Here is a 12,831-nt window from a genome sequence, read left to right as displayed (position 1 = left end):
TTTATATTTTTATAAGAAAATAGCAGGAATATATAACTTTTAAATACATTCCTGCTATTTTTAATTTTAATTAAAGATTACTTACTAGCACCTTTACCTCCATTTATTTGGAAGAAGTTTACTGATGCTTTTAATGTTGTTTTAAATTCTGGAGAATCTTTATATTTATCAACATTTTCAGAACTTAATCCTACTATATCTATAGATCCTGTTTCATATAAGTTAAGAGCTGCATTTGGATCCTTAACTATCTTAGTATTTATTTTATCTATCTTAACTGAGCTTGCATCCCAGTAATTAGTATTTTTACTCATTGTGTACATATCTTCTAACTTCCAATTGCTTAGTGTAAATGGTCCATTATAAACAACTTTATCAACTGCAGTTCCATACTCACTTCCAAACTCTTTTACAGCTTTTTCATTTTGTGGTAAGAATGATTTAAAGAACATTAAACTATCAAAGTAATGCACTGGTCTTGCTAAATCAACCTTTAGTGTGTAGTCATCTACAGCTTTTATTCCTACTCCATCTGCATTATCAGTTTTTCCTAAGTTATAATCTTTTGCACCTACTATATCATACATAATGAATCCATAAGTTGATGCTGTTGCTGGATCTAAAGTTCTCTTCCATGAGTATTCGAAATCTTTGGCCGTTACTGGGTCTCCATTTGACCATTTAGCATCTTTTCTTAAATGGAAAGTCCATGATTTACCATCTTCTGATTTTTCCCACTTTTCAGCAACCCCTGGAGCTAACTTACCATCTTTATCTAACTTAACTAAACCTTCCATAGTATTCATAAGTACTTCTGATGAAACTGTATCTTCAGCTTTACTTATATCTAATGTAGGTATATCTGAAGTATTCGTTATATTAAGTTCTTTTTTACCTTCTCCTAATTCTACCCAGTTATATATTGCTGGAACCCCAAATGATGGAGTAAGTCTTCCATTTACGTATGATTTTTGTAAATATGAAGATCCTTGTTGTACCAATGGAACTAGGTATGCATCATCTAACATCATTTTTTCAGCTTCTGCATATTTAGCCCAACTATCTTCTTGCTTTTCTGCATTTTTAGCTTCTTCTATAAGTTTATTATATTCATCATTTTTATAGCTTGTATTTTTAGCATATTGTATTCCAGGTTGCATAGTTTCTAAGAATGTTAGTGGATCTGGATAATCTGGATTCCAAGATGCATAAGATAAATCAAAATCTCCTTTACTTTCTAAATCAAGTTTTTGTTTAAATGGTTGTGACTTTATTTCAACTGTTAATCCTGGAAGAGAACTTTGAAGTTCTGATTGCATAAATTCAGCTGTTCTCTTACTACTTTCAGAATCAAATGATAATAATTCTAATTTTACTGTATCAAATCCAACTTCTTCTTTAGCTTTTTCCCATAATTTAGTAGCTTCCTCTTTATTATGTTCGTATCCCATTTTTCCAGCTACTTCTCTATAATCTTTTCCAGCTTCATTATATGCTAATTTTTCTGCTACATAATATGACGCTGGTATTGTTCCATTATTTAATATAGTATCGCACATTGCTTGTCTATCAACAGACATAGCAATTGCGGCTCTAGCATTTTTATTTGCAAGCACTTCTAAGGCCTGACCGTCTCCTTTTCCTGTACTGCTGCCTCCACTAGATGTATTCCCTCCTGTGCTACTACATCCCACTAACGCCATAACAGCTATTGCAGATGTTGCACACATTACAGCCATTTTTTTCTTTAAAACCATAACACATCCCCCTTATTGGTTATTCCAACCATATTGATTATTAATTTACATTATAGAATAATTTGTTCAAAATGTCATTATTTTTTGAATATTTATTTTTTAGACATATTTATTTTTTATCATGCAAATGACATTTTATTATGCTCATATTAATTTATATTAATTAAAGTTAGCCTTTATTCGAAAAAACCCTTTAATTAAATTTTTTAAATATTGTAAATTTTTTATATAAATTATTGTTTTTTTTGTAAAACCGTACTAATATTATAATAAAACTAATTTCAGTACCGTTATAAATTTAAAATTAGATGGGAGGATTAATATTTTGAAAAAATTTAATATGCTAATTATATTAAATTTAGTTATAAGTTTTTCATACTGTTTGTTTAATGGTTTTGAAAGATTTTCTTTTATAAATTCATCTTTTATGATAGGATTATTTTATTTAACACTAGGAATTTTCTTTTATGTTACAGAACAAGGGTTTTTTAATTTAACGATTTATGCCTATAATAAAGTTTGTAATCAAATTCAAAAAAGTAGAGGCTTGTTATGTGAGGGAAATATAGATATCGATGATTATATAAAAAGAAGATACCATTTTACTAACACAAATTCACTTTTATCATCTGGTTTAATCATATCTTTAAGCACTTTAATAATAAGTTTTACAATTTATTCATAAGTTTACATAATGCATCATAAAATTAATAAAACTACATTTTAAATAGTTTCAAAATTCTGATATTAATACATATCAGAATTTATTTTTAAATTAATACTATTTTATTCAAGGGGGTGTAGCGATGGGTCGCTATATTTTAAAACGTCTTACTCTTATGCTTATGACACTACTAATCGTTATTTCTGTTACATTTTTCTTGGTAAGATTATTACCTGGAAGCCCATTTAATGACGAAAAGTTGAATGCACAACAAGTCGAAATGATTAACAAGCAGTATGGTTTGGATGCACCTGTCCCAGTTCAATATCTAAGATATATGACTGGAGTTTTTACAGGTGATTTAGGAAGATCTTTCAAGTATGACAATAAAAAGGTTGAGGATTTAATAAGTACTCGTTTAAAACCTTCTGCTATGTTAGGTGCTCAAGCACTAGTAATAGGAAGTGTGGTTGGTTTAACTTTAGGTATAGTAGCTGCACTTAAGAAGAATACTTTCTGGGATTATTTTGCAACTGTAATTTCCGTTTTAGGAGTTTCTGTTCCATCATTTGTTTTAGCTGCACTATTGCAATTGTATTTAACTACACGACATCAAATTTTCCCGGTTACTTGGGGTATGCCTATAGGCTCAGATTTTAGATATGCTTGGACTGTTTTACCATCTATAGCATTAGCATTTTTCTCAATAGCAAGTATAGCTCGTTTTACTAGAACTGAACTTGTCGAGGTTTTAAATGCAGACTATATAGTAACTGCAAAATCTAAAGGTTTAACTAAAGCTGCTGTAATAGTAAAACATGCTTTAAGAAATGCTTTAATACCAGTTGTAACTATGCTTGGACCTTTAACTGTTGGTCTACTTACTGGTTCTCTAGTTGTTGAAAAAGTTTTCGCTGTTCCTGGATTAGGAGATTTATTAGTATCATCTATAACTACTAATGACCTATTCTGTATATCAGGTGTTTCTATATTCTATAGTGCACTTTATATAGGAGTTATCTTATTAGTTGACATCCTTTATGGAATAATTGATCCTAGAATTCGTGTTGCAGGGGGGAAAGCTTAATGATGGATAAAGTTATTATCGATGGTAAAGAAGTTCAACTTACTGCTGACTTATTTGAAGTCAGTCCTGCTGATATGACTCAGCATGAAGCTATAACTAGACCAAGTTTAACATTTTGGCAAGATGCTAGAAAAAGGCTGTTTAGAAATAAAGGTGCTCTTACAGGTTTAATCATATTGTCTATAATATGTTTCCTTACTGTATTTGGCCCAATGTTTAATGAATATGCTTATGATCAACAAAACTTACGTCATGCTAAATTACCTCCAAGAATGCCTGTTGTTTCTTCTTTAGGAATCATGGACGGTACTAAAATAGAGAAAAAATTTGATGGAACTCAAGAAAGAGTTGATTCATACAAACAAAAAGGTGTAGAAGATGGAGTTAATCACTGGTTTGGTACAGACGACTTAGGACGTGACTTATGGACTCGTACTTGGACTGGAGCTAGAGTATCTCTTTTTATAGCTATACTAGCTGCTATTTATGATTTATTAATCGGTGTTACTTATGGTGGTGTTTCTGCTTATTACGGTGGAAAAGTGGATATGTATATGCAACGTTTTATTGAAATACTGACTGGTATACCTAGTTTAGTTATACTTACATTATTTATCTTAGTATTTGAACCAGGTGTTTTATCAATGTCCCTTGCAATGGCTATTTCCGGATGGACCGGAATGTCTAGAATAGTTCGTTCTCATGTTCTTAGAATTAAGAATCAAGAGTTCGTTTTAGCTTCTAGAACATTAGGTGCATCTGATAAGAAGATAATTGTAAAACACTTATTCCCTAATATAATAGGGCCTGTAGTTGTTATGATGATGTTCTCATTACCTTCTGCTATATTCTATGAAGCATTCTTAAGTTTTATAGGATTAGGACTGCAACCTCCATATGCATCATTAGGAGTATTGATAAACGATGGATTTAAACAGTTACAAACAAATCCATATATGATGTTCATACCTTCAATGGTAATATGTTTATTAATATTTAGTTTAAACTTACTTGCTGATGGATTAAGGGATGCTGTTGACCCTAAAATGCGTAATCAATAGTTAGAAAGGGGATGAGTTTTGTGGAAAAAGAAAAATTGTTACAAGTTAAGAATTTAAAGGTTCACTTCAAAACTTTTGGTGGTGAAGTTCAAGCCGTAAGAGATGTTACATTTGATCTACATAAAGGAGAAACTCTCGCGATAGTTGGAGAATCAGGTTCTGGTAAATCTGTTGCCTGTAAAACTATTATGAGAATAATGTCTTCAAATGCTATTATAAAAGAAGGCGAAATTTTATTTAACGGAAAAAATTTAACTAAATTACCAGAAAAAGAAATGGAAGCTATAAGGGGTAAAGATATAGCAATGATATTCCAAGACCCTATGACTTCATTAAACCCTACTACTACTATTGGTAAACAAATAGCAGAAGGTATAATAAAACATCAAGGATTATCTAAAGACGAAGCAATGAAAAAAGCTATTGAACTTATAGACCTTGTTGGTATACCTTTCCCTGAAAAGAGAGCGAAACAATATCCGCATCAATTCTCAGGTGGTATGCGTCAACGTATAGTTATAGCAATTGCTCTTGCTTGTAATCCTAAAATACTTATAGCGGATGAACCTACTACAGCTCTTGATGTTACTATACAAGCTCAAATTTTAGAGCTTATAAAAGATATTCAAAAGAAAACTGGAGTTGCTGTTATATTTATAACTCATGACCTTGGTGTTGTTGCAAATATGGCAGATAGAGTTGCTGTTATGTACGCTGGTAAAATAATAGAAGTCGGTACTTCTGATGATGTATTCTATAATCCTCAACATCCATATACTTTGGGGCTACTAGCTTCTATGCCTAGTTTAGATGTTGGTGAAAATGATTTATATAATATACCAGGTACTCCTCCAGATTTAATGAATCCTCCTGAGGGTGACGCTTTTGCTTTACGTAATACTAATGCACTTAAAATAGATTTTGTTGCAGAGCCTCCTATGTTTAAAGTAAGTGAAACTCATAGTGCTGCTACATGGTTATTACACCCTTTAGCTCCTAAAATAGAAAGACCTACAAGCATAGGAAGAAAGAAGGTGTCTTCAAATGACTAAGAAAAAACTATTAGAAGTTAAAAATCTTAAACAGTACTTTCCAATAGACAAAAATACAGTTGTAAAAGCTGTTGATGATATAAGTTTTCATATTTACGAAGGAGAAACTTTTGGTCTTGTTGGTGAGTCTGGTTCTGGTAAATCTACTACTGGTAGAGCTATAATAAGATTATATGACCCTACTGCTGGTGAAATAGTATTTGATGGTAAAAATATATCAAGTAAAAAATTAGATAAAAATATTAAATCATTTGTAAATAAAAATATGCAGATGATATTCCAAGATCCTATGGCTTGTCTTAATCCTCGTATGACCGTTATGGATATAATAGCTGAAGGTCTTGATATACATGGATTATGTAAGACAAAGGATGAAAGAACTAAAACTGTTTATGAATTATTAAGAACCGTTGGATTAAACGAACAACATGCAGGAAGATATCCTCATGAGTTCTCTGGAGGTCAAAGACAGCGTATAGGTATAGCTCGTTCACTAGCTATACAACCTAAGTTTATAATAGCTGACGAACCTATATCCGCTCTTGATGTTTCTATCCAGGCTCAAGTTGTTAACTTGCTTAGAAAGTTACAAAAAGAAAAAGGATTAACTTATTTATTTATAGCTCATGACCTTTCAATGGTTAAATATATAAGTGATCGTATTGGAGTTATGCATCACGGAAGATTAGTTGAGTTAACTACTTCTGAAGAACTTTATGCTAACCCTCTACATCCTTATACAAAATCATTGTTATCAGCTATCCCACTTCCAGATCCAGAGCATGAAAGACATAGAGTTCGTATAAAATATGATACTAGCGTTCATGATTATTCTGAACATAAACCTAAGTGGTTTGAGATAAGACCAGGACACTTTATATTCGGTTCTGATCCTGAAATGGAGAAATATGAAAAGGAATTAGCTGAAAGAGAAGCTACTAACTAATGGAATTTTAAAAGGAGATGACTTAAATTTAAGACATCTCCTTTATTTTATTTCTCAAAGTATTTTTTTAAAAATAGTCCTGTGTATGAACCTGGTTTTTTAGAAACTTCTTCTGGTGTTCCTGTTGCAATTATTTTTCCACCTTTATCTCCACCTTCTGGTCCAAGGTCTATTATATAATCACATGTTTTTATAACATCTAAGTTATGCTCTATAACAACTATAGTATTGCCTGTATCTGCTAGCCTTTGCAGTACAGTTATTAATTTATCTACATCAGCCATATGAAGCCCTGTTGTTGGCTCATCTAAGATATATAAAGTTTTTCCTGTAGCTCTTTTACTCAACTCTGTTGCTAGTTTAATACGTTGAGCTTCTCCTCCTGATAATTGAGTCGATGGCTGTCCTAATTTTATATATGAAAGTCCAACATCCATAAGAGTATCTAGTTTTCTTTTTATTGTTGGTATGTTCTCAAAGAAAGCTGATGCTTCTTCAACATTCATATCTAAAATATCTGCTATTGTTTTATCTTTATATTTAACTTGAAGAGTTTCTCTGTTGTATCTTTCTCCTTTGCAAATTTCACAAGGAACATAAACATCCGGTAAGAAATGCATTTCTATTTTTATTATCCCGTCACCTTTACAAGCTTCACATCTTCCACCTTTAACATTGAAACTAAATCTTCCTTTTTGATATCCTCTAGCTTTAGCTTCATTAGTTGATGCAAATAAATCTCTTATTAAATCAAATACACCTGTATAAGTTGCAGGATTTGAACGCGGAGTTCTTCCTATAGGACTTTGATCTATATTTATTATTTTATCTATATTTTCTATTCCTTTTATCTCTTTATGTTTACCTGGTTTGTCTCTTAATCTGTTAACTTTTGTAGCTATACCTTTATATAAAATGTCATTAATTAATGTACTTTTTCCTGATCCAGATACACCTGTAATACAAGTAAACTTTCCTAATGGAATTTTAGCATTTATATTTTTTAAGTTATTTTCTGATGCTTTAACTATCTCTATGAAATTTCCATTTCCTTCTCTTGTCGTTTCAGGTATTGGTATAATTTTTTTACCGCTTAAATATTGTCCTGTTAATGAATTAGGGTTTCTAAGTATTTCATCAAGATTTCCTTCTGCTACTATTTCTCCACCATGAACTCCTGCTTCTGGACCTATATCTACTATATAATCAGCTTCCCTCATTGTATCTTCATCATGCTCTACAACTATAAGGGTATTTCCTATATCAGTTAAATGTCTTAAAGTTTTTATTAATCTATCATTATCTCTTTGATGTAATCCTATACTAGGTTCATCTAAAACATATAAAACTCCTACAAGTGCTGAACCAATTTGTGTCGCTAACCTAATACGTTGAGCTTCTCCTCCCGATAATGTACCAGCTTTTCTAGATAAGTTTAAATAATCTAGTCCAACATCTCTTAAGAATGCTGCTCTAGCTTTTATTTCCTTTAAAATTTCATGAGCTATGAACTTTTGCTTATCTGTTAGCCTTATATTTTCAATATATTCTATAAGCTCATTAACTGAGTAATCAGTTACTTCCATTATATTTTTATTATCCACTAATACAGATAAAACTTCTTTTCTTAATCTATTTCCTTTACACTTAGGACAAGGTCTTTCTCCCATAAACTCTTCTATTTTTTCTCTAGAATGTTCTGAGTTTGTTTCTCTATATCTTCTCTCTAAGTTTACTATTACACCTTCAAACGGAGCTTTGTATAATCTATTTCCTCCATACTTTGATTCATATACAAATTCAACCATAACATTATCATGTCCATATAGTAGTTCTTGAATAAATTCTTCAGGTAAATCTTTAAATGGAGTAGATAAATCCACATTAAATTTTTCTGCTAAACTCTTTACCATTTTACTATAGTAAGTATCATCATTGATTCCAACTGAACCCCAAGCAGCTATAGCTCCTTGTTTTATAGAAAGTTCTTTATTTGGAACTACAAGATCTGGGTCAACCTCTTTACTCTCGCCTAATCCATTACATGTGTCACAAGCTCCAAAAGGACTGTTGAAAGAGAACATTCTAGGAGATAATTCTTCTATACCTATACCATGTTCTGGACATGCAAATTTAGTTGAATAAAGAATTTCTTCATCATCTATTATTTGAGCTATAACTAAACCTTCAGATAGCTTTACAGCCGTTTCTATAGAATCAGCTAATCTATTTTCTATACCATCTTTCATTACAATTCTATCAACTACTACCTCTATATTATGTTTTTGATTTTTATTTAAATCTATTTCATCTGTAACTTCATAGTTAGTTCCATCTACTCTTAACCTTACAAATCCTTCTTTTTTTATGTTTTCAATAACTTTCTTGTGCGTTCCCTTTTGCCCTCTAACTACAGGTGATAATATTTGTAACTTAGTTCTTTCCGGAAAATTCATCATCTTATCTACTATTTCTTGTACTGTCATTTGACTTATCTTTTTACCACAAGTTGGACAATATACTTCCCCAACTCTTGCAAATAGTAATCTTAAATAATCATATATTTCTGTTACTGTACCCACTGTAGAACGAGGATTTTTTGATGTTGTTTTCTGATCTATTGATATAGCTGGTGATAATCCTTCAATATACTCTACATTAGGTTTTTCCATTTGCCCTAAGAATTGTCTAGCATATGCAGATAAACTCTCTACGTATCTTCTTTGTCCTTCTGCATATATAGTGTCAAAAGCTAAAGATGATTTTCCCGATCCTGAAAGACCAGTAAAAACAATAAATTTATCTCTAGGCAAAGTTAAATCTACATTTTTTAAATTATGCTCTTTAGCTCCTTTTATTATAATCTTATCATTCATATGCTTTTTCCTTTCATACTCAAATTTATAAGTCATTAATTTAATTTATCTTCTAATTCTTTTATCTTATCTCTTAATTGTGCTGCTCTCTCAAACTGAAGATTTTGTGCAGCTTCCATCATTTCAACTTTAAGGTTTTCTATTGATTCTCTTATACTATCTTCATTATTTTCGTTTATTTCTCCATAAACAGCTTCTTCATCTGCAACAACCGTTGCTTCTATTCCTTTTCTTATTCCTTTTTGTATTGTTGTTGGAACGATATTATTAACCTCATTATAGTGCATCTGTATTTCTCTTCTTCTCTTTGTCTCTTCTATAGCACTTTGCATAGATCTAGTTATCTTATCTGCATACATTATAACTTTTCCATTTGAATTTCTAGCTGCTCTACCTATCGTTTGTATAAGAGAAGTTTCTGATCTTAAGAAACCTTCTTTATCAGCATCAAGTATTGCAACTAGTGAAACTTCCGGTATATCTAAACCTTCTCTTAATAAGTTTATACCCACTAAAACATCAAATTTACCTAGTCTTAAATCTCTTATTATTTCTATTCTTTCTAATGTATCTATATCTGAATGTAAGTACTTAACTTTAATTCCTATATCTTTAAGATAATTAGTTAAATCCTCACTCATCTTTTTAGTTAAAGTAGTTATAAGAACTCTTTCTCCTTTTTCTGTAATAGAGTTTATTTCTCCAACTAAATTATCAATTTGATTATTTATAGGTCTTACTTCAATTATTGGATCTAAAAGTCCAGTCGGTCTTATTATTTGTTCTGCTATTGTAGTTGAATGTTCTATTTCATAAGGTCCTGGAGTTGCAGTTACAAATAGTATTTGATTTATATTCTCCTCAAATTCATTAAAGTTTAAAGGTCTATTATCATAAGCTGAAGGTAATCTAAAACCATTATCTATAAGAGATGACTTTCTTGATCTATCGCCTGCATACATACCTCTTACTTGAGGAACTGTTACGTGAGATTCATCAACTATGATTAAAAAGTCATCTGGGAAGAAGTCCATTAGTGTATATGGTTTTTCTCCTGGTTCTCTTCCTGTTATATGTCTAGAGTAATTTTCTATACCCTGACAAAATCCTATCTCTTTTAACATTTCTATATCATATCTAGTTCGTTGGTCTATTCTTTGTGCTTCGACCAATTTATCATTTTCTTTAAAATAATCTACTCTATCTTTCAATTCTTTTTGAATATCAATTATTGCTTTATCTATTCTTTCTGGTGTTGTAACATAGTGAGATGCTGGGAAAATTACTACATGATTTCTAAGTCCAACAAGTTTCCCTGTTAAATAGTCTATTTCTGTTATTCTATCTATTTCATCCCCAAAAAATTCTATTCTAATAGCTCTTTCATCTGTATTAGCTGGGAATATCTCTAGAATATCACCTCTAACTCTAAAAGTTCCACGTGTAAAATTAACATCATTTCTTTCATATTGTATATCTATTAATTTTTTTATGATTTCATCTCTATCTTTCTCCATACCTGGTCTTAAAGAAACCATAAGTTTTTTATAATCTTCTGGATCCCCTAATCCATATATACATGATACAGAAGAAATTATTATACAATCTCTTCTTTCTAAAACTGCAGCAGTTGCTGAATGTCGTAATTTATCTATTTCATCATTTATACTTGCATCTTTTTCTATATACGTATCACTATGTGCTACATAAGCTTCAGGTTGATAATAATCATAATAACTTACAAAGTACTCAACTGAATTCTCTGGAAAGAATTCCTTAAACTCACTATAAAGCTGTGCTGCTAAAGTTTTATTATGAGCTATTATTAAAGTAGGCTTATTTACATTTTTTATTATATTAGCCATTGTAAAAGTCTTTCCTGATCCTGTAACTCCAAGTAATGTATTAAACTTTTCATTTCTATTTAAAGCATCTGTAATTTTATCTATAGCTTCAGGTTGGTCACCTGTAGGCTTATATTCCGATTGAATTTTAAACTCCACAATATCCACTCCTAACCGAACATTAGTTCACATTATAATACCTTAATTATAACATAGCTTTTAAATTTTTTTCACTCTATATTAATATTCTCTTATTTAAAGTATTTTAAATATTTTTATTTAAAAATTTACTTAGTAAAAATCGAAAAAAGAGCTACCTTTATATAAAGATAGCTCTTTTTATTTATGTAAATTATTTTCTTAAATTTTTAACTTGTTCTAGAATTTTTATATCTTCCTCGCTCGTTGGTTCCTCTAAAACTATATTATGAGGCATTTTAGCTCCATTTTCATCTACACATACAAAAGTTAAAAATCCTTCAACAATAATACTTTCACCCCTAATAACTTTTCCATAAACCGTCAAACTAGTTTTACCAGCATATACAATTGCTGATTTTATTTTTATAATATCACCTTTTTTTATAGGTTTTGTAAATTTGACTTCATGTACTTTTAAACAAACTAAATTTTCAGGATGTCCATATTCATTTGCTACTGTTATAAAACAACTCTCAACAAACCACTCTGTCATCCTTCCTGCAAATAATGTCCCATGGTGATTTAAATCTTCACTTTTAACAAGTCTATGTGTATCGTAAAACTCCATATAAATACCCCCCTGGCATGTGTTAATGTATAAGACTTTTCTTATATACTAATTATACTATACGTAAAAATAGCAATATACAACATGTTTTTTGTTAAATTTTTTTTACAAACATTTATAAAAAAATGAGGCCTCTATGGGGGATAGAGACCTCTTAAATGGGGGAGATTGAGTATTTATTTATACTTATATAATGTCCCCTTTTAAGATTTATATACATTATTTTTTAAATTTTTTTATTTATTTTTATTTAAGCGTAATCTTTTTATATTTTACACATCAAAAAAGTGGTTAGTATTAAGTTACAATGCCGAAGTCATTTTAAAGTATCTTTCCTTATCATTTAAATCATACCGTATAAGCGTAATTCTTATATATTTTACACAACAAAAAGTGGTTGATATTTAGTTTGCAGCGAAGTGGTCATTTAAAGCATCTTCTCAGCTTTATGACCCAAGCACAAACTAAATATCAACCACCACTTAAATCCACGTAAAATAAAAAAGATTACGCGGCTACGTCCTACTCTCCCAGGCAGCTTCCCACCAAGTACCATCAGCGCTAAAGAGCTTAACTTCTGTGTTCGGAATGGGAACAGGTGTATCCTCTTTGCTGTAATAACCGCATAATCTTTATTTAGAGTTAGTACTCTAAAAACTGAATAACATTTGTAAGATTAAATAATCTTGGTCAAGTCCTCGATCTATTAGTATCGGTAAGCTACATACATTGCTGCACTTACACCTCCGACCTATCAACCAGGTAGTCTTCCTGG

General features: G+C 30.7%; 9 protein-coding genes and 2 rRNA genes. 5 read left to right on the top strand and 6 right to left on the bottom strand.

Annotated features, from left to right (window positions below; translation table 11 throughout):
* Window positions 1–77: 77 nt before the first annotated feature.
* A complete protein-coding gene (locus ACRDDE_RS09910) occupies window positions 78–1,757 on the bottom strand; it encodes an ABC transporter substrate-binding protein (protein ID WP_438627091.1) in 1,680 nt (559 codons plus the stop codon).
* Window positions 1,758–2,082: 325 nt separating this feature from the next.
* On the opposite strand from ACRDDE_RS09910, the gene ACRDDE_RS09905 reads away from it, so the two are divergent.
* The 5 genes from ACRDDE_RS09905 (at window position 2,083) to ACRDDE_RS09885 (ending at window position 6,567) form a co-directional block, all read left to right on the top strand.
* Window positions 2,083–2,442 carry a DUF3899 domain-containing protein gene (locus ACRDDE_RS09905; RefSeq protein WP_438627090.1) on the top strand — a complete coding sequence of 120 codons (360 nt, stop codon included), beginning with the start codon at window positions 2,083–2,085 and terminating at the stop codon, window positions 2,440–2,442.
* A gap of 121 nt (window positions 2,443–2,563) precedes the next feature.
* On the top strand, window positions 2,564–3,508 hold the full coding sequence (locus ACRDDE_RS09900) for an ABC transporter permease (protein WP_216561754.1): 945 nt from the start codon (window positions 2,564–2,566) through the stop codon (window positions 3,506–3,508).
* The gene (gene opp3C, locus ACRDDE_RS09895; RefSeq protein WP_270670787.1) at window positions 3,508–4,569 is read left to right on the top strand and encodes an oligopeptide ABC transporter permease; all 1,062 of its coding nucleotides are present in this window, start codon (window positions 3,508–3,510) and stop codon (window positions 4,567–4,569) included. The genes ACRDDE_RS09900 and opp3C overlap by 1 nt, the downstream gene beginning before the upstream one ends.
* An 11-nt stretch (window positions 4,570–4,580) precedes the next feature.
* Window positions 4,581–5,621, top strand: a complete 1,041-nt coding sequence (locus tag ACRDDE_RS09890) for an ABC transporter ATP-binding protein (protein WP_438627089.1) — start codon at window positions 4,581–4,583, stop codon at window positions 5,619–5,621.
* On the top strand, window positions 5,614–6,567 hold the full coding sequence (locus ACRDDE_RS09885) for an ABC transporter ATP-binding protein (protein ID WP_438627088.1): 954 nt from the start codon (window positions 5,614–5,616) through the stop codon (window positions 6,565–6,567). The genes ACRDDE_RS09890 and ACRDDE_RS09885 overlap by 8 nt, the downstream gene beginning before the upstream one ends.
* Window positions 6,568–6,614: 47 nt before the next feature.
* Here ACRDDE_RS09885 and uvrA read toward each other — a convergent pair whose 3' ends face one another.
* The 5 genes from uvrA to ACRDDE_RS09860 all read right to left on the bottom strand — a co-directional run.
* Window positions 6,615–9,443, bottom strand: coding sequence for an excinuclease ABC subunit UvrA (uvrA, locus tag ACRDDE_RS09880; RefSeq protein ID WP_438627087.1), 2,829 nt, complete (start codon window positions 9,441–9,443; stop codon window positions 6,615–6,617).
* 35 nt (window positions 9,444–9,478) lie between these two features.
* The gene (uvrB, locus tag ACRDDE_RS09875) at window positions 9,479–11,446 is read right to left on the bottom strand and encodes an excinuclease ABC subunit UvrB (protein WP_438627086.1); all 1,968 of its coding nucleotides are present in this window, start codon (window positions 11,444–11,446) and stop codon (window positions 9,479–9,481) included.
* 193 nt (window positions 11,447–11,639) lie between these two features.
* The gene (locus ACRDDE_RS09870; RefSeq protein ID WP_438627085.1) at window positions 11,640–12,056 is read right to left on the bottom strand and encodes an acyl-CoA thioesterase; all 417 of its coding nucleotides are present in this window, start codon (window positions 12,054–12,056) and stop codon (window positions 11,640–11,642) included.
* A 509-nt stretch (window positions 12,057–12,565) separates the two neighbouring features.
* Window positions 12,566–12,682: ribosomal RNA gene (gene rrf / locus ACRDDE_RS09865) — 5S ribosomal RNA — on the bottom strand.
* A gap of 60 nt (window positions 12,683–12,742) precedes the next feature.
* A 23S ribosomal RNA gene (locus ACRDDE_RS09860) occupies window positions 12,743–12,831 on the bottom strand; the annotation flags it as partial.

It is taken from the genome of Paraclostridium sp. (genome assembly GCF_051656405.1).
In the GTDB taxonomy this organism is placed as follows: Bacteria; Bacillota; Clostridia; order Peptostreptococcales; family Peptostreptococcaceae; genus Paraclostridium.
The sequence above is the reverse complement of the archived record's forward strand: the minus strand, read 5'-3'. Positions and strand labels throughout refer to the sequence as shown.

Excerpts from the sequence above, each read along its gene's own strand:
- ACRDDE_RS09885 (WP_438627088.1), top strand. The coding sequence starts at position 5,614 with ATGACTAAGAAAAAACTATTAGAAGTTAAAAATCTTAAACAGTACTTT.
- ACRDDE_RS09890 (WP_438627089.1), top strand. The coding sequence starts at position 4,581 with ATGAGTTTTGTGGAAAAAGAAAAATTGTTACAAGTTAAGAATTTAAAG.
- opp3C (WP_270670787.1), top strand. The coding sequence starts at position 3,508 with ATGATGGATAAAGTTATTATCGATGGTAAAGAAGTTCAACTTACTGCT.
- uvrA (WP_438627087.1), bottom strand. The coding sequence starts at position 9,443 with ATGAATGATAAGATTATAATAAAAGGAGCTAAAGAGCATAATTTAAAA.
- ACRDDE_RS09870 (WP_438627085.1), bottom strand. The coding sequence starts at position 12,056 with ATGGAGTTTTACGATACACATAGACTTGTTAAAAGTGAAGATTTAAAT.
- ACRDDE_RS09910 (WP_438627091.1), bottom strand. The coding sequence starts at position 1,757 with ATGGTTTTAAAGAAAAAAATGGCTGTAATGTGTGCAACATCTGCAATA.
- ACRDDE_RS09900 (WP_216561754.1), top strand. The coding sequence starts at position 2,564 with ATGGGTCGCTATATTTTAAAACGTCTTACTCTTATGCTTATGACACTA.